This window comes from Micromonospora globosa, assembly GCF_000717585.1.
GTDB lineage: Bacteria > Actinomycetota > Actinomycetes > Mycobacteriales > Micromonosporaceae > Micromonospora > Micromonospora aurantiaca.
Window position 1 is genome coordinate 103,991 of record NZ_JNZR01000019.1, and the last position, 17,354, is coordinate 121,344.

At 73.5% G+C, this 17,354-nt stretch carries 17 protein-coding genes and 1 riboswitch; of the genes, 10 read left to right on the top strand and 7 right to left on the bottom strand.

Going from position 1 to position 17,354, the window contains the following annotated elements:
* Positions 1–17: 17 nt before the first annotated feature.
* The gene (locus IF06_RS0118945) at positions 18–347 is read right to left on the bottom strand and encodes a hypothetical protein (protein WP_013286610.1); all 330 of its coding nucleotides are present in this window, start codon (positions 345–347) and stop codon (positions 18–20) included.
* 135 nt (positions 348–482) lie between these two features.
* On the opposite strand from IF06_RS0118945, the gene IF06_RS0118950 reads away from it, so the two are divergent.
* From IF06_RS0118950 to IF06_RS0118970, 5 genes are all read left to right on the top strand, one after another.
* On the top strand, positions 483–1,214 hold the full coding sequence (locus tag IF06_RS0118950; protein WP_013476585.1) for a histidine phosphatase family protein: 732 nt from the start codon (positions 483–485) through the stop codon (positions 1,212–1,214).
* A complete protein-coding gene (locus tag IF06_RS0118955) occupies positions 1,198–2,061 on the top strand; it encodes an NAD(P)H-hydrate dehydratase (protein ID WP_030272582.1) in 864 nt (287 codons plus the stop codon). The genes IF06_RS0118950 and IF06_RS0118955 overlap by 17 nt, the downstream gene beginning before the upstream one ends.
* A 148-nt stretch (positions 2,062–2,209) precedes the next feature.
* Positions 2,210–3,694: a S8 family peptidase gene (locus tag IF06_RS0118960; protein WP_013286614.1), complete on the top strand. Its 1,485-nt coding sequence runs from the start codon at positions 2,210–2,212 to the stop codon at positions 3,692–3,694.
* A 106-nt stretch (positions 3,695–3,800) separates the two neighbouring features.
* On the top strand, positions 3,801–4,301 hold the full coding sequence (locus IF06_RS0118965; protein ID WP_030272584.1) for a hemerythrin domain-containing protein: 501 nt from the start codon (positions 3,801–3,803) through the stop codon (positions 4,299–4,301).
* A gap of 264 nt (positions 4,302–4,565) precedes the next feature.
* Positions 4,566–4,655: riboswitch (ZMP/ZTP riboswitch) on the top strand.
* An 18-nt stretch (positions 4,656–4,673) separates the two neighbouring features.
* Positions 4,674–6,110, top strand: a complete 1,437-nt coding sequence (locus tag IF06_RS0118970) for a glycine hydroxymethyltransferase (protein WP_013286616.1) — start codon at positions 4,674–4,676, stop codon at positions 6,108–6,110.
* A gap of 66 nt (positions 6,111–6,176) precedes the next feature.
* Here IF06_RS0118970 and IF06_RS0118975 read toward each other — a convergent pair whose 3' ends face one another.
* From IF06_RS0118975 to IF06_RS0119000, 6 genes are all read right to left on the bottom strand, one after another.
* Entirely contained in the window at positions 6,177–6,428 is a 252-nt protein-coding gene (locus tag IF06_RS0118975) for a hypothetical protein (protein WP_013286617.1), read from the bottom strand.
* Between the two features lie 27 nt (positions 6,429–6,455).
* The gene (locus IF06_RS0118980; RefSeq protein ID WP_030272586.1) at positions 6,456–7,799 is read right to left on the bottom strand and encodes a PLP-dependent aminotransferase family protein; all 1,344 of its coding nucleotides are present in this window, start codon (positions 7,797–7,799) and stop codon (positions 6,456–6,458) included.
* A gap of 1 nt (position 7,800) precedes the next feature.
* Positions 7,801–8,904: an alpha-hydroxy acid oxidase gene (locus tag IF06_RS0118985; protein WP_030272588.1), complete on the bottom strand. Its 1,104-nt coding sequence runs from the start codon at positions 8,902–8,904 to the stop codon at positions 7,801–7,803.
* Positions 8,897–9,871 (bottom strand): alpha/beta hydrolase, encoded by a 975-nt coding sequence (locus IF06_RS0118990; RefSeq protein WP_013286620.1) that lies wholly within the window; start codon positions 9,869–9,871, stop codon positions 8,897–8,899. The genes IF06_RS0118985 and IF06_RS0118990 overlap by 8 nt, the downstream gene beginning before the upstream one ends.
* Positions 9,868–11,091, bottom strand: coding sequence for a cytochrome P450 (locus IF06_RS0118995; RefSeq protein ID WP_030272589.1), 1,224 nt, complete (start codon positions 11,089–11,091; stop codon positions 9,868–9,870). Before IF06_RS0118995 ends, IF06_RS0118990 begins: the two co-directional genes overlap by 4 nt.
* 66 nt (positions 11,092–11,157) lie before the next feature.
* Positions 11,158–12,468: an SGNH/GDSL hydrolase family protein gene (locus tag IF06_RS0119000; RefSeq protein WP_036311112.1), complete on the bottom strand. Its 1,311-nt coding sequence runs from the start codon at positions 12,466–12,468 to the stop codon at positions 11,158–11,160.
* 285 nt (positions 12,469–12,753) lie between these two features.
* Between IF06_RS0119000 and IF06_RS0119005 the strand changes: the two genes are divergently transcribed.
* From IF06_RS0119005 to IF06_RS0119025, 5 genes are all read left to right on the top strand, one after another.
* On the top strand, positions 12,754–14,316 hold the full coding sequence (locus IF06_RS0119005) for a class I adenylate-forming enzyme family protein (RefSeq protein ID WP_030272593.1): 1,563 nt from the start codon (positions 12,754–12,756) through the stop codon (positions 14,314–14,316).
* The gene (locus tag IF06_RS0119010) at positions 14,313–15,533 is read left to right on the top strand and encodes an MFS transporter (protein WP_030272595.1); all 1,221 of its coding nucleotides are present in this window, start codon (positions 14,313–14,315) and stop codon (positions 15,531–15,533) included. The genes IF06_RS0119005 and IF06_RS0119010 overlap by 4 nt, the downstream gene beginning before the upstream one ends.
* 64 nt (positions 15,534–15,597) lie before the next feature.
* Positions 15,598–15,990 (top strand): MmcQ/YjbR family DNA-binding protein, encoded by a 393-nt coding sequence (locus IF06_RS0119015; RefSeq protein WP_030272597.1) that lies wholly within the window; start codon positions 15,598–15,600, stop codon positions 15,988–15,990.
* Positions 15,987–16,619, top strand: coding sequence for an HAD family hydrolase (locus tag IF06_RS0119020; RefSeq protein WP_030272599.1), 633 nt, complete (start codon positions 15,987–15,989; stop codon positions 16,617–16,619). The genes IF06_RS0119015 and IF06_RS0119020 overlap by 4 nt, the downstream gene beginning before the upstream one ends.
* 41 nt (positions 16,620–16,660) lie before the next feature.
* Entirely contained in the window at positions 16,661–17,341 is a 681-nt protein-coding gene (locus IF06_RS0119025; RefSeq protein WP_013286627.1) for an SGNH/GDSL hydrolase family protein, read from the top strand.
* The last annotated feature ends 13 nt before the right edge of the window (positions 17,342–17,354 follow it).

Here is a 17,354-nt window from a genome sequence, read left to right on the forward strand (position 1 = left end):
CGACGGTCGTCACGTGCTCAGGTGATCAGCAGCGCGCCGACGACGATCAGCGGCACCGAGACGAACAGGAAGATGCCGACGCCGGTGAGCACCCGCCCGCCGCCCCCGTCCTCCCGCTCGGGCGCCAGGCCGAACGTGGAGCGGGCGGGCAGCATGCCGATACGGCTCAACGTGAGATCGCCGGTCATCCCGATCACGGCGCCGACGATCATGAACGCCACCCCCAGCCGGTGCGTGAAGTCCCCGCCGCCGACCGCCACCCAGATTCCGACCGCCGCCGCGATCACCACCGTGGCGATCAGGAAGAGCACCAGCGCCTCCCGCAGACCCCGCACCACAGTCGCCATGTGCGCCTCCCTCGGACCCGGACCGTCCGTCCCGCGTCGTGGGACATTGTGCCGGGTCGATGCACTGCGGCGCAGTCCCGCGCCGGGCCGGTCCGGCACGGTTATCCCCGGTCGAGCCCGGGTACCGGGAGCCGCATGGCGGAGTTGGGATCGCTCTGGATCGTCCGGCACGGCGAGAGCACGGCGAACGTGGCGGCCACGGCGGCCGAGACGTCCGGCGCCGAGCTGATCGACCTCAGCCACCGGGACGCGGACGTGCCGCTGTCACAGACCGGCGAGGAGCAGGCACGGGCGACCGCCCGCTGGCTGGCCGGGCTGCCGGAGTCGAGGCGGCCGGACGTGGCTGTGGTGTCGCCGTACCTGCGTGCGGTGCGCACGTCCGAGCTGGCGCTCGACGGCACCGGGATCCCGGCGAGCGTCGACGAGCGGCTGCGCGACCGGGAGCTGGGCATCCTCGACGGGCTCACCGGCCACGGCGTGACCCGGCGCTACCCGGAGGAGGCGCAGCGGCGTACCCGGCTCGGCAAGTTCTACTACCGGCCGCCCGGCGGTGAGTCCTGGACCGACGTGGCGCTGCGGCTGCGGGCGCTGCTCGGCGACCTGCGCCGCGACCACGAGGGGGGCCGGGTGCTGCTGTTCGGCCACGACGCGCTGGTCTTCCTGCTGCGCTACCTGGTGGAAGGGCTCACCGAGGCGGAGCTGATGGCGCTGACCCGCGAGCACGTGATCGCCAACTGCTCGGTCACCGCCTGGCACGCCGACGACGCCGGCCGGCTCGTGCCGGAGGTGTTCAACGACGTCGCCCACCTGCACCTGCAGGGGGCGAAGCCCACCAGGGAGGACGAGGTCAATGCCGAGCCGGTCTGACGTGATCACCCCCGCGCTGCTGCGGGACTGGGCGCTGCCGGTGCCCACCGGCGGCAAGGAGGCGCGCGGCACCGTGCTGGTGGTCGGCGGCTCCCGGTTCACACCCGGCGCGGTGCTGCTGGCCGGGGTGGCAGCGCTGCGGGCCGGCGCCGGCGTGCTCCAGCTCGCCGCAGCCGAGTCGACTGCGGCGTCGCTGAGCATCCAGGTGCCGGAGGCGCTCGTGATCGGCCTGCCGGAGACCGGCGACGGCGCGGTCCGCGGAGACCCGGGCGACCTGCTCCGCGGCCTGGTCGCCGAGGCCGACGTGGTGGCGGTCGGACCCGGCCTCACGGACATCGAGGCCACCGGGGAACTGCTGCGCCTGGTCCTGGACGCGGCCGGCCGGGAGACCGCGCTGGTGCTCGACGCGTACGCGCTCGGCGCGCTCAGCCACGCGCCGGAGCTGCTGGCCGGGTCCGGCCGCAAGGCGGTGCTCACTCCCAACCTGACCGAGGCGCGGCACCTGCTGGGACGCGATCCGGGCGACGACCTGGACGCCGAAGCGGTGGAACTGGCCGGCCGGTACGACGCGGTCGTCTCGCTGTACGGGCACATCGCGACGCCGGACGGCCGAGCCTGGCGCGAGGAGAGCGGAGACGCCGGACTGGGCACCTCGGGCAGCGGCGACGTGCGGGCCGGGCTGCTCGCGGGCCTGCTCTCCCGGGGCGCCGACCCGGCGCAGGCGGCCTGCTGGGCGGCGTTCGCGCACGCGGTGAGCGGGCAGCGGCTGGTCCCCCGGTACGGGCGGATCGGCTTCCTCGCCCGGGAACTGCTCGACGAGATCCCCTACACGATCGCCACCGTCTGACGATCCACGTCACCGGGATCCCGGCATGTGTAACACGCCGGGAGGCGGTGGCGCTGGTCCGGGCGAGGCCGGTACTTCGCCGTGCCTCCGCCCGGACCGCAGCCCGCTCAGGGGTGCGGTCCACCCGCACGAACCCCTGGGAGTCTGTGTGAACAACCTCCGTCGCAAGACACTCGCCGCGGCGTCGGCAGTGACGCTCGGCGCCGGGCTCGCCCTCGTCGGCGGCACGGCACCGGCCGCGGCCGTCGGACCGGAAACCTCGTACATCGTGCTCGCCCCGCAGGGCAACAGCACCGCCAAGGCCGCCGCCCGCGTGGCGGCCGCCGACGGCACCGTGGTGGCCGCGTACGACAAGATCGGTGTGCTGGTCGTGCGCTCGTCCGCCCCGGACTTCGCCACCCGGGTGGCGGGCGCCGGCGTCGAGTCGGTCGCCTCCACCGCCGGCCTGGGCACCGCCCTGGACGAGGGCGAGACGGTCGAGGTGCCGGCCGCCGCCGTCGCCGCGGCCACCGGCGACCCGACCGCCGAGCCGCTCTACAACCTGCAGTGGGACATGCCCCAGATCCGCGTCCCGCAGGCGCACGCCGTGACCGGCGGCAGCCCGTCGGTCGTGGTGGGTGTGCTGGACAGCGGCATCTCCAGCAGCCACCCGGACCTGGCGACCCAGATCGCCAAGGACAAGAGCGCCTCCTGTGTGGGCGGCGTCCCGAACACCGCCGAGGCCGCGTGGAACCCCACCACGAGCGACCACGGCACCCACGTGGCGGGCACCATCGCCGCCGCGGTCAACGGCGTCGGTGTCACCGGTGTCGCCCCGGGCGTGAAGGTCGCCGCCGTCAAGGTGGTCAACGACGACGGCTACATCTTCCCGGAGGCCGCGGTCTGCGGGTTCATGTGGGCAGCCGAGCACGGCTTCCAGCTCACCAACAACAGCTACTACATCGACCCGTGGGAGCTGAACTGCCGCAACGACGCGCGTCAGCGCCCGGTGTGGAAGGCCGTGCAGCGGGCCCTGCGCTACTCGCAGTCCCAGGGTGTGCTGCACGTCGCGTCGGCAGGTAACTCGAACTACGACCTGGCCCACAAGATCACCGACACCGGCAGCCCGAACAACGGCACGCCGGAGGAGCGCGAGAACCTCACCAACGCCTGCCTCGACCTGCCGGCCGAGGCGCCGGGCGTGGTGACCGTCGCCGCCGTCGGCCCGACCGGGGAGAAGAGCTACTACTCCTCGTACGGCCAGGGCGTGATCGACGTGACCGCGCCGGGTGGCGACACCCGGTTCCGGACGCAGGGCGCCCGCTCGACGTCCGCCGACGGCATCCTGTCCACCACCTTCAACACCGCCACCCGCACCAACGGGTGGGGCTACAAGCAGGGCACCTCGATGTCCGGCCCGCACGCCACCGGCGTAGCGGCGCTGGCGCTGTCCGCGCACCCGGGCATGAGCCCGGGCCAGCTGGCCTCGTTCCTGGAGCGCACGGCGGTGGCGAAGTCCTGCCCGTCGGGCGTCTACAACCCGGTGCCGCTGATCCCGGCGGGCCCGAACGCGTACGACGCGACCTGCTCCGGCGGGAACCGCAACGGGTTCTACGGCGCCGGCGTCGTGGACGCGTACAACGCGGTGAAGTAACAGGTATCCGCGTGGACCGGGCCCGGCGATCACGCCGGGCCCGGTCTGTTTGTCCTGGTGGGGCACCGGGTAGGGGGGCACCGTCAGCCGACTTAGGAGGTAACCGGTGTCCACCGATGCGATCGTCCTGCTCAAGGAGGACCACAAGGAGATCCGCCGCCTGTTCAAGGCCTTCCAGGAGGCCGAGGAGGGACCGGCGAGCAAGCGCGGGAAGATCGTCGGGCAGATCCTCGAAGCCCTCACGGTGCACACCTACCTGGAGAACGAGGTGATGTACCCGGAGGTCCGCAAGCTGGTGCCCGACGTCGAGGACGACGTGCTGGAGTCGTACGAGGAGCACCACGTCGCGGACGTGCTCTGCTTCGAGCTGTTCACGATGGACGCCGGCGACGAGCGCTTCAACGCCAAGACGACGGTGCTGATCGAGAACGTGCTGCACCACATCGAGGAGGAGGAGCAGGAGTGGTTCCCGAAGGTCCGCGAGGCGCTCGGCCGTAGCCCGCTCCAGGAGATCGGCCAGCGGATGCTCGACCTGCGGCCGAAGGCGCCCAAGACGCCGACCGCCCCGAAGGCGCTGAAGAAGTCGCTCGAGGCCGTGGTCGCCTGACACCGGCACCGCCTTCAGCCGGTCCGGGATGATCTTGCCGGCGGCCACCTGGATCTTGTTGACCAGCGAGCCGGCGGCGACCTTGTGCCCCCCCCCTTCGTCAGCGCCTCGAACGCGTCCTCGGCCACCGTGGGTGGGTCGTCCGTGGGCCCCTGGCCGACCCGGGTGCCGGTCATGCCGGCCCGGTCGAAGAACTCCGTGTCGGCCGGGCCTCCCCGGGACGGGCGGCCCAACCCCGCAGGTCCCGGCCGGGCCGGTAGGATCGGCACAGGCCGTGACTGGCGCGTGGAGATGGAGCACCATCGGGGAGCGGCCTCGTCATGAGGACGCATGCCGAGCGCCTGGGCCTTCCGCACGTCACCTGGAGGTCGCATGTCGCGCAACGCCGAGTCCACCGCCTTCCGCAGCGCGCTGGAGGTCGTCCGCGGCGTCGAGCCGCGCGTGGCCGACGCCATCGCCGCGGAACTGGCCGACCAGCGCGAGTCGCTCAAGCTCATCGCCAGCGAGAACTACGCCTCCCCGGCGACGCTGCTGGCGATGGGCAACTGGTTCAGCGACAAGTACGCCGAGGGCACGGTCGGGCGCCGGTTCTACGCCGGCTGCCAGAACGTCGACACCGTCGAGGCGCTCGCCGCCGAGCACGCCCGGGAGCTGTTCGGCGCGTCCCACGCGTACGTGCAGCCGCACTCGGGCATCGACGCCAACCTGGTCGCGTTCTGGGCGATCCTCGCCGACCGGGTCGAGTCCCCCGCGCTGCGCAAGGCGCAGGCGCGGCAGGTCAACGACCTCACCGAGGCCGACTGGTTCGCGCTGCGCCGCGAGCTGGGCAACCAGCGGATGCTGGGCATGTCGCTGGACGCCGGCGGTCACCTCACCCACGGCTTCCGGCCGAACATCTCCGGCAAGATGTTCGACCAGCGCAGCTACGGCACCGACCCGGCCACCGGCCTGATCGACTACGACCGGGTGGCCGAGGCGGCCCGCGAGTTCAAGCCGCTGATCCTGGTCGCCGGTTACTCCGCGTACCCGCGGAAGGTCAACTTCCGGATCATGCGGGAGATCGCCGACTCGGTCGGCGCCACGTTCATGGTCGACATGGCCCACTTCGCCGGGCTGGTCGCCGGCAAGGTGTTCACCGGCGACTTCGACCCGGTGCCGCACGCGCACATCGTCACCACCACCACGCACAAGTCGCTGCGCGGCCCGCGCGGCGGCATGGTGCTCTGCGGGCCGGAGCTGGCCGACCAGGTCGACCGGGGCTGCCCGATGGTGCTCGGCGGGCCGCTGCCGCACGTGATGGCCGCCAAGGCGGTCGCGCTGGCCGAGGCACGCCGCCCCGACTTCGCCGACTACGCCCAGCGGATCGTGGACAACGCGCAGGCGCTGGCCGACGGTCTGCTGCGCCGGGGCGCGACGCTGGTCACCGGCGGCACCGACAACCACCTGGTGCTCATCGACGTGTCCGGGTACGGCCTCACCGGCCGGCAGGCCGAGCAGGCGCTGCTGGACTCGGGCATCGTCACCAACCGCAACTCGGTGCCGCAGGACCCGAACGGCGCCTGGTACACCTCCGGCATCCGCATCGGCACCCCGGCGCTGACCACCCGGGGCCTCGGCGCCGCCGAGATGGACGCCACCGCCGAGCTGATCCACACCGTGCTCAGCCAGACCACGCCCGGCACCGGCCCGGACGGCGCACCGTCGAAGGCGAAGTACGTGCTGGACCCGGCCGTCGCCGAGTCCGTCGGCAAGCAGGCCGCCGACCTGCTCACGCCGTTCCCGCTCTACCCGGCGGTCGACCTGGGCTGAGCGCCTGGCCGACACGAAGCGGCACCCCGGGAGAAGGCGTCTCCCGGGGTGCCGGCGGTTCAGGGGTCAGCGCAGCGGGCGCTTCAGGTGGTAGCGGTGGACCTCGGTGCTGCCCTGCACGTTGTTCACGTCCTCGGCGGCGGAGACCAGTTCCCAGCCCTCCCGGCCGACCCGGTTGAGGTGCGCGATAGCGGTGTCGCCGTATGCCGTCACGTCGGTGCGTGACCCGTCCGGGCCGTACCACACGAACGAGACGTGGAAATTGCGACCCTGACCCTGATACCGACGAACGAGCAACGCGTACTCCCAGGCAACCATTCGTCCATTATCAACAGAGGAACGGCGTCAGGAAACACGCACTGTGCCGGAACCCTGACACTCCGGCGTCACTCCGGCGGCCATGGTGTCCGTGACCAGCGCGGCGAGCCGGTCCAGACCCAGATCGATCGACTCCGGTGTGACGGCGCTCACCGACAGCCGCAGCGCATCGACCGGCGTGCCTGCGTCGTAGAAGTGCGCCATCGGGGTCCAGAGCACGCCGTACTCACGCGCCGAGCGGTGCAGCAGCGCGTCGTCGACGGCGAACGGCACGCTCACCACCACGAAGAACCCGCCCGCCGGCACGGTCCACGAGACCGGGCCGCCGGCCGGGAAGCGCCGGGCCAGGCCGTCGACCAGGTGGCGCAGGTTGCGGGCGTACGCGGCCCGCTCCCGCACGTTCGCGGCCACCAGCGAGCAGTCGTGCGCCAGCAGCGCGCCGCCGATCACCGCCTGGCTGATCGGTGACGTGTTCACAGTGACCATGCTCTTGATCTTCGCGAGGTGGTCGGCGAACGGCACCACAGCGCCGTCCGCCTCCCCCACCCGCTGGTCGGCGACCACGTAGCCGACCCGGGCGCCGGGCAGCACGGTCTTGGCGAACGAGCCGAGGTAGACCACCCGCCGGGCGGTGTCCAGCGCCTTGAGCGTGGGCCGCCGGTCGGTGCCGTCGGCCGGGAAGAGACCGTACGGGTTGTCCTCGATCAGTAGCAGGTCCTCCTCGGCGGCCAGCTCCAGCAGCCGCCGCCGTTGCTCGGTGTCCATGCTGATGCCGGACGGGTTGGCGAAGTCGGGCATCACGTAGCAGCCGCGGGGCCGCAGCCCCTCCGCGCGGGCCCGGCGCACCCCGGCGCGCAGGTCGGCCAGGTCGACGCCGTCCGGCCCGCCGGCCACCGGGCGCACCGGCAGGTCGACCAGGCGGGCCGCGCCGGTGAGCCCGACGTACGTGGGCGCCACCGCGAACAGCACGTCGGCCGGGCCGGTCCGCAGCGCGCGCAGCACCAGGAACATCGCCTCCTGGCAGCCGACCGTCACCACGATCGACTCCGGGTCGACGGTGAGCCCCTCGTCCACGGCGAGGTGCCGGGCGATCAGGTGGTGCACGATGCCCTTGGTGCGCCCGTACTGCAGCAGCGTCCGGTCCACGCCGGCCCGGTCCAGCCCGACCTCCTCGGCCAGGTGGCGGCGGAAGCGGTCCAGGTGCGTGTGCAGCAGCGCGGAGTCGAAGAACTCCTCGTACGGCCGCCCGGCCGCCAGCGACACCGCGTCCGGGTAGTGCTGCGCCACCTCGTTGAGGAAGTTCATCGAGTTCAGCGCCGGGTCGCCGACGCTGCCGTGCAGCGCCGAGACGGCCAGGTCGACCGGTTCCACGTCAGCCTCCGATCCGGGTACGCAGCCGCCGGGCCGAGGCCGGGTCGGGGCAGCCGCTGAGGATGAGCGCGTCGCGCAGTTCCGCCGCGAGCAGCGCCAGCGCCGCCTCGGCGCCGGCCCGGCCGCCCGCCGCGAGCGCCCAGAGCAGCGGCCGTCCGAGCAGCACGCCGTCCGCGCCGAGCGCCAGCGCGCGCAGCACGTCGACGCCGCCGCGGACGCCGCTGTCCAGCAGCACCGCGCACCGCTGGTCGACCGCCGCGACCACCTCCGGCAGCACGGCCGCACTGGCCGGGGCGGCGTCGAGCTGCCGTCCGCCGTGGTTGGAGACCACCACGGCGTCGACGCCGGCGTCCACCGCGCGGACCGCGTCGCGCGGGTCCAGGATGCCCTTGACGAGCAACGGCACCCGGGTACGCGCGCGCAGCCACTCCAGGTCCGCCCAGCTCAACGCCGGGGCGAAGACCGCGCCGGTGTGCACGGCCACCGCCGAGACGCCGGGCGTGCCCTGATGCGCCAGGTCGTCCCGGCCGCCGGGCAGGTTCGCGGCGGTGACGTGCGGCGGCAACGCGAAGCCGTTGCGGGCGTCGCGCAGGCGCCGCCCGAGCACCGGCACGTCCACAGTCACCATCACCGCCGCGCAGCCGACCGCCGACGCCCGGTCGAGCAGGTCGGCCACCAGCGCCCGGTCGCGCAGCCAGTAGAGCTGGAACCACACCGTCGCGCCGGTCGCCGCGATCTCTTCGATCGGGGTGCTGGACAGCGTGCTCGCCACGTACGGCACGCCCGCCGCGCGGGCCGCCGCCGCGAGCGCCGGCTCGCCGTCGGGGTGCAGCAGCCGCTGGTACGCCATCGGTGCGACAGCCACCGGCAACGCTGCCCGGCCGCCGGGCAGCGTCGCCTCGGTGGACGGGTCGTCCACCCCGGCCAGCATCCGGGGCAGCACCGCCACCCGGTCCAGCGCGGCCCGGTTCGCCGCAAGGGCGGTCTCGGTGCCGCTGCCGCCGTCGACGAAGTCCCACACGTCGGCCGGCAGGACCGCCCGGGCGAGCGCGGCGAACTCGGCCAGGCTGGCCGGTGGCACGAACCCGTCCGCCGGGTCAGCCATGGTCGGCACCCGTCGCCGCCCGGGCGTGCGCCGGGTCGAGCCCGAACGCGCGGCGCAGGAAGGCGGCGGCGCGTTCCTGGGCCAGCCGGCCGGCGTCGAACACGCCGGGCATGGCGAAGAACCCGTGCACCATGCCCGGGTGGTCGTCCGTCTCGGTGGGCACACCGGACTCGCGCAGCCGAGACGCGTACCGCAGGCCCTCGTCACGCAGCGGATCGTGCCCGGCGGTGATCACGAACGCCGGGGGCAGGCCGGACAGGTCCTCGGCGAGCAGCGGCGACGCGAGCGGGTGGGCCGCGTCGCCGGGGTCGGCGAGGTAGTGGCCGCGGTACCAGCCGACCGAGTGCCTGTTGAACAGCATCGGGTCCTCGTCGTCGGCCGGCCGGTGCCCGGGCCGCTGGTCGGTGTTCGGGTAGACCAGCAACTGGGCGGCGAGCCGGGGACCGCCGTCGGCGCGGGCCAGCAGCGTCACCGCGGCGGCCAGGTTCCCGCCCGCGCTGTCCCCGCCGACAGCCAGCCGGTCGGCGTCGACGCGGAACTCGGCGGCGTGCGCGGCGAGGTGCCGCAACGCGGCATGGCAGTCCTCCACCGCCGCCGGGAACGGGTGCTCCGGGGCGAGCCGGTAGCCGACGGTCACGGTCTGGGCGCCGGTGAGGTTGACCAGCCGACGGCAGATCCCGTCGGCCGTGTCGACGCTGCCGAGCGTCCAGCCGCCGCCGAAGAAGTAGACGAGCGTGGGCAGCGGTCCGTCGCCGTCCGGCCGGTGGATCCGCACCGGCAGCGGCCCGGCCGGGCCGGGCACCGTCGTGTCGCGTACCTCCGCGACCGGCTCGACCGCGCCGGAGCCGGCGCGGATCGCGGCGAGGTCGGCGGCGCGGGCCTCGGCGAGGGTCTGGGTGTAGAGCGGCACGGTGCCGGCGGCGGCCCTCGCGGCCCGCCACGCGACCACCTGCGGATCGAGTGTCATCCGGCCTCCCCCGTGGTGACGAAGAGTTTGTCGATACCGCGCAGGAACAGGCTCCCGCTGTACGTGTAGGGCTGGGTGACGGCGAGCCGGGGGAAGCGCGCGAACAGGCGCGGCAGCGCCAGCCGGCCCTCCAGCCGGGACACCGCCGAGCCGAGGCAGAAGTGCAGCCCGACGCCGAAGGCCAGCGACGGCGGGCCGTCGCGGCGCGGGTCGAAGCGGTCCGGGTCGGGGAACCGGGCCGGGTCACGGTTGGCGGCGGCGATCAGCAGCAGCACGTTGTCGTCGCGGTCGATCGGCACCCCGCCGAGGTCGACGCCTGCGGGCGCGGAGCGGGCCAGGAAGTGCACCGGGCTCTCCATCCGCAGCACCTCCTCCACGCAGCCCCGGGCGAGCGCGTCGTCGCCGGGCAGCGCGGCGGTGACGTCCGGATGGTCCAGCAGCAGCGGAAGGCCGTTGCTGAACATGTAGACGGTGGTGACGAAGCTGGCGTTGAACAGCACGATCAGATTGCTGATCAACTCATCCTCGGTGAGGTCGACGCCGCCCGCGTCGAGCACCTCGGCCAGCCCGCTGATCAGGTCGTGGCCGGGCGTACGGCGCCGGTGGGCGATCAGGTCCCGGTAGAAGACGCGCAACTCCTCGGCGGCCTGGTTGGCCCGGGCCAGCCGCTCCGGCGTCTTGCCGGACACGTCCATGTACTCGTCGATCCAGTCGACCCGCTGCCGGTACCAGGACAGGTCCGCCGCGGGCAGGCCGATGAACTCGGCCATCACCAGCGCCGGGACCGGGTACGCGAAGTCGGCCACGAAGTCCACCTCGTGGCCGTCCGCGCCCACCTCGGCCATGTGATCCAGGCGTTCGGCGACGATCCGCTCGATCACCGGCTCCAGCGCGCCGAGGCGGCGCGGGGTGAACGTCCTGGCGAACACCCCGCGCATCCGGGTGTGGTCCGGCGGGTTGACGAACATCATCGACGTGAGGAACGTACGCAGGATCTCCTGCTCCTCCCAGCCGGGCGGGAAGCCCTTGTACCAGCCGGGATCACGCAGGATCTGGTCCACCACGTCGTACCCGCCGGCCACCGCGCTCACGGTGCTGTGCTCGGCCCGGGCCGGAACGGCGTTGATCGGCCCGTGCTCGTGCAGGGCCGCGTAGAAGGGATACGGGTTCTGCCGGCCCTGCTCGCTGTAGAGGCCGGTCAGGATCTCGCTGACGTCCACTGTCTCTTCCTCCCCAGGAAACGGCGGCGGGGGCGGCGTCGTGTCGACCGCCGCCCCCGCCCGGTGTCACAGTCCGAGCAGCTTCAGTGGTACGGCGTTCGCCATCACCGCGGCGCCCGTGTCGTTCGGGTGGATGTGGTCACCCGAGTCGTACGCCGGCAGCAGCCGGCTCGGCTGGGCCGGATCCCGCATCACCGCGTCGAAGTCGACGACGCCGTCGAACTCGGCGCGGCCGGGCCCGCGCAGCCAGGTGTTGACGGCCTGCCGGGTGGCGTCCTTCTCCGGGGTCCACACGCCCGGCCCGCCATTGCCCTCGTACGGCATGAGCGTGCCGGCGATGCTGGTCAGGCCGCGCGCCTTGACCTGCTGGTTGAGCTGGCGCAGCGTGGCGATGATCGCCTCCGGGCTGTCGCCGTTCATCCAGATGTCGTTGATGCCCAGGTGGGTGATGACGGTCCGCACCCCGGTCTGCGGGAACACGTCCTCGTTGAGCCGGGCCAGCGCGTTCGGGCCCAGCTCGTAGTAGCCGGGGAAACCGCCCGCGCCGGGCTCGGTGCCCTCGTGGTTGAGCCGGTTGCCGGCCAGGCTGAGGTTGAGCACACCCGGGGTACGCGGCTCCGGGCGGGCGTCGATCAGCCGCTTGGCCAGGAAGTCCGGCCAGCGGCGGTCGGCGTTGACGGTGCTGCCGTTGCCGTCGCTGATGGAGTCACCCAGCACCACCACGGAGCCGGGCGTGGCCTTGCGCTCCACGTCGATGCCGGACAGGAACATCCAGCAGCAGTTGGGCCGGATGGTGAAGCCGGTGCCGTCGGCCGCCGAGGTGAGGTCGGTGGCGCCGATGAAGTTGGTGACCTTGGACTGGCCGTGGAACGTGACCGGCCCGGTGAGCACCGGGAAGTACAGGGTGACCACCAGGTCCTCCTGCTCGGTCACCGGGAAGTTGACCGGGTCGCTGAGCAGCTCGGCGCCCTTGTTGATGGTCGCCGTGCCCGCGCCGGAGAACGTCAGCTGACGGATGCTGGCCGGGACAATGTCGGACAGGTCATCGGGGGTGGCGGTGTTCGGCCGGGCGATGGTGGCGCTGCCGACCTGGACGGCCTGCTGGCCGTAGAGGTTGGTCAGCCGCACCCGCAGGCGCGGCCCGCCCACCGAGGTCTGCACGGTCATCCGAATGCTCTGGTTGTTCAGGCCGGTCTCGGTCAGGCCCACGTTGTTACCGCGGGTCACCGCCGCGGCCCAGGTTCCGGCCCACTCGGCGCGCCCGTGCCCGGCGCGGTCGTTCCCGGTCGGGCCGGCGCTCGCGGTGACCGCCGGGGTGGCGGCGATCAGCAGCGTTACGGCGGAAGCTATGACGTGCCATCTCTTCGGGGTCGGCATCGATCCTCCATGGTCGGCAGCCCCGGGCGTGACGCGGTCGGCGGCACCGGCCCGGGCGATGGACCGGAAACTAGCTTCCGGCCGTGACGAGCGTCAATCAACCTGATCGACATGATCAAATGCCCGGGGGGCGTGACGCAGCGACGATCGGCTCTGTCCGGCGTGGACCGCGGCTGCCTAGGCTCGGGGCTGGCGGCGGTGCGGTCGCCGACCCTGGCACCTGCCGTCATGTCCCGGCCCTGACCTGGCCGGACGCCGCTCGCGGACCATGATGGGGGCTGCCCGATGACCGACCGGCCGAACTATGTGCACGAGGCGCTGGAGCTGTTCGCCGGGTTCGGCGACCGGGAGGCGCTCGTCGGCGGCGGACGCCGCCTCACCTACCCCCAGGTCGCCGCCGAGGTGCGCGGCCTGGCCGCCGCGCTGCGCCACCACGGGGTACGCCCCGGCGCGGCGGTGCTGGTGATGCTCGGCAACACGGTCGAGGGTCCGCTGCTGCAACTGGCCCTGCACCTGCTGGGCTGCCGGAGCATGTGGGTGGCCCCGGTGACCTCGCGGCGGGAGGTCGACGAGTTCGTCGCGCTGTCCGCGCCGGAGGCGTTCGTCCACGACCCGCGTGACGCGCAGGCCGTGGAGGTCGCGGCGGGCCTGTCCGGCGTACCGGTGCTCTGCCTCGGACCCGGCGGCGCCGGACCGGACCTGACCGCCGGGGCCGCCGGGCCGGCCGCGGAGCTGCCCGCCGAGGTGCCGGCGCCGGAGTCGATCCTGCAGACCAGCGGCACCACCGGCACGCCGAAGCTGGTGCACCACCGGGAGAGCTTCTACCGGCAGGTGCTCGCACTGGCCGCCGACTTCCGGGGCGCCGGGTTCCCGCTGCTGCGGCACCTGTCGCACTCCCCGATGTGGCTGGCCAGCGGCCAGATCACCACGTTGATCAACCTGTTCACCGGCGGCGTGCTGTTCCTGCGCGAACAGTGGGATCCGGCCGCGTTCGTCGCCACAGTGGACGCCGAACGGCTGACCTCCACGTTCGTCACCCCGCCGATGCTCTACGAGGTGCTCGACCACCCCGACCTGCCGGGCGCCGACTTCTCCGCGATGTTCATGTTCAACGTGGGCGCCGGGCCCGCCGCGCCGGCCCGGCTGCGCCAGGCCATCGCCCGCTTCGGCCCGTGCCTGCGCATCGTGTACGGGCTCAGCGAGGCGGTCGTCATCTGCGCGCTGCCGGGGCTCACCGAGGACCCGGAGCACCCGGAGCGGCTGCGTTCCTGCGGCCGCCCGTACGGCGACGTGACGGTGGAGATCCGCGACGCCGACGGCAAGGTGCTGCCGCCCGGCGACGACGGCGAGGTGTGGGTGCGTACCAAGCTGAGCTTCGCCGGCTACCACGGTCAGCCGGAGCTGACCGCCGAGACGCTCGTCGACGGCTGGGTCCGCACCCGCGACATCGGGCACCTCGACGCCGACGGCTACCTCTACCTGGTCGACCGGTTACAGGACCGGATCCTCACCCGGCAGCGCAGCTGGCCGATCTACTCCCGCCCGATCGAGGACGTGCTCGCCGGCCACCCCGAGGTACGCGCCGCCGCCGTGATCGGCGTACCGGACCCGGTGGCCGGGGAGCTGCCGCACGCGTACGTGGTGCCCGCGCCGGGCGCGTCGGTGACCGGCGACGAGCTGATCGCGCTCGTGGTCCGGGAGCTGAGCGAGACGTGGGCGCCCGGCGCCGTCGAGTTCGTCGACGCGCTGCCGCTGAACCGGTCCGCGAAGGTGGACAAGCGCGCCTTGCGGGCCCGGTACGCGGCGGCCCACCCGGCCGGTGCCGACCCGATCGGCAGTCCGGCGTGAACCCGCGCCGGGAGTTGTACACCCTGGTCGGCGCCGACCTGCTGTCCAACCTCGGCACCCGGATCTCGGTGGTCGCCATCCCCTGGCTCGTGCTGGAGACCACCGGCAGTCCCACCAAGATGGGGCTCGTCGCGGCGGCGGAGACGCTTCCGTACATGCTCTCCAGCGCGCTCGCGACCCCGTGGGCGGACCGGTTCGGGGTACGCCGTACCTCGGTGTTCGTGGACGCGGCGAGCGCCGTCGCGATGGCCGTGGTGGCGCTGGCGCCCTGGCTCGGCTTCGGCACGCTGCTGGTGCTGGTGGCGATCGCCGGCGGGCTGCGCGGCATCGGCGACCGGGTCAAGCACGTGTTGTTCAAACCGGCGGCCGAGCGGGCCGGGGTGCCCCTGATCCGGCTCACCAGCGCCTACGACGGCCTGGCCCGGGGCATGACGCTGTTCGGCGCGGTGCTGGGCGGGCTACTCATCGACTGGGTCGGGCTGACCCGGGCCATCTGGATCGACGCGGCCACGTTCGCGGTCTGCGCGCTGCTGATCGGCGTGCTGGTCCGGCCGCCCGCACCGGCGCAACCGGCGCCCCGGGAGCCCTACCTGCGGGCGCTGCGCGGCGGCTTCGCGTACCTGCGCACCGACCGGACGCTGATGACCATGCTGATCGTGGTCTCGGTGTCGAACATGTTCGCCAACGCCAGCGTCGCGGTCTGGATCCCGCTGTGGGTCAACCAGGTGCTCGGCGACCCGGCCGGATTCGGTCTGCTGCTGGGCGTCTTCTCGGCCGGCGCGCTGCTGGGCAACCTGCTGTTCACGATGTTCGGCACCCGGCTGCCGGCCGGGACCACGTTCGCGCTCGGGCTGACGCTCAGCGGCGCGCCCCGGCTGCTCGCGCTGGCGCTCAGCGACGACCTGGTCGTGGTGCTCGTGGTGACGTTCCTGTCCGGCATCGGCATCGCGGCGGTGAACCCGCTGCTCGGCGCTGCGCTCTACCAGCGGGTGCCGGGCGAGCTGCAGACCCGGGTGCTGGGCATCTCCGGCTCGGTGGCGTTCCTCGGCCTGCCCGTCGGCGCGCTGCTCGGCGGCTGGTCGGTGGCGCTGCTCGACCTGACCCCGGCGCTGCTGGTGATGTCGGTGGTCTGCCTGGTGCTGACCGTGGGGCCACTGCTGCTGGGCCGCGCGTCCCGGCGCCCGGCCGCGGAACCTGCCGCGCCCACGCCGGTCTGAGCCCGCCGGTCTGAGCCCGCCGGTCCGGGCCGCGGTGTCGGGGGTCGGCGGTAGGGTCGGGGCCATGGCGACCTGGGAAGACGTGCGGCGCATCGCGCTGGGCCTGCCCGAGACCACCGAACGACCCACGTACGACGAGGCGCCCGCCTGGCGGGTCCGCGACAAGTCGTTCGTCTGGGAGCGGCCGCTGCGGCGCGGCGAACTCGATGCGCTCGGCGACGCCGCGCCGGACGGCCCGATCCTCGGCGCGCGGGTGCCCGACCTGGGCGCCAAGGAGGCGCTGATCGCCGACGACCCGGCTGTCTACTTCACCACGCCGCACTTCGACGGATACCCGGCGGTGCTGGTCCGGCTCGACCGGATCGACGTGGACGAGCTGACCGAGCTGGTCACCGAGGCGTGGTACGCGCGGGCCCCGAAGCGGCTCGCCACGGCGCACCGGGCGGAGAACGCGTGACCGGCCCGGTGGACGCGATCGTGTTCGACATGGACGGCACGCTCGTCGAGTCGCACGCGGTGGTGCCCGCGGCGTACCGGGCGGCGGTGCGGGCCGGAGGTGGGCCGTCGTACACCGACGCCGAGGTCATCGCCGGCTACTCGATCGGCTCCCCGGCGGACCTGCTGGCGCACCTGCTGCGGCGGCCCGCCTCCGGCGAGGACCTGGACCGCTATCACACCGAGCTGGATGCGCTCGCCGGCCGGGTACGCGTCTACCCCGGCGTCGCCGACGCGCTCGCCGAGATCGCCGCCCGGGTGCCGGTCGGCGTGTTCACCGGCGCGAGCCACCGGGCCGCCGAGATCCTGCTCGACCGGGCGGGCCTGCTCGGTCACTTCGAGGTCGTCCTCGGCGGGGACCAGGTCGACCGCCCCAAACCGGCGCCCGACGGCGTGGAGGCGGCCTGCCGTCGGCTCGGCGTGCCACCCGGCCGCGCCGCGTACGTGGGTGACTCACCACTGGACGTACGCGCCGCCCGGCACAGCGGCGCGGTCGCGGTCGCCGCCGCGTGGGGTCACCAGTACGACCCCGACGAGCCCGCCGACCTCAGCCTGAGCCAGCCCGGGGAGCTGCTGGCCCTGCTGCGCTGAGCCTCTTTCCCGGCGTGGGACGCTCGGCTAGCCTGCCGGGCATGCCATCGACGTTGACCGAGGCGACCGACCCGTGGTGCCTGCGTCCGGGAGAGGCCGCCGACCTGCTGCGCGGGCACCCGTGGAGGCGGTTCGTGGTGCTGGGTGACAGCGTCGCGGAAGGACTGTGCGAACCCGCCGACGGCTACCCCGACCTCCAGTGGGCCGACCGGATCGCCGCCGAGCTGCGCGCGATCCGGCCGGAGCTGGCCTACCTGAACCTGGGCCGGCGCGGACTGCGCGCGCACGAGGTCCGGGCCACCCAACTGGCCGGCGCGCTGGCCTTCGAGCCGGACCTGGCCCTGGTGGTGTGCGGCGGCAACGACGCGTTCCGGTCCGCCTACGACCCGGACGCTGTCGACGCCGAGCTGACCGCCATGATCACCGCGCTACGGGAGGCGGGCGCGGACGTCATCACCGTGGGCATGTTCGACGTGTCGCACAGCCCGGCGGTGCCGGACGCGCTGCGCGCGGGCCTGGGCGAGCGGATGCGGCGGCTGTCCCGGCACACCCGCGCCGTGGCCGAGTGCCTGGGCACACTGCACGTCCACCTGACCGACCACCCGCTGGTGGCCGACCCGTCGCTGTACAGCAGCGACGGCCGCCACGGCAGCGCCCGCAGCGACGCGGTAGCCACCGCCGAAACCCTGAAGGTCCTCTCCACCCACCTCCCCCACCCCTGACCCACCCTCCCCC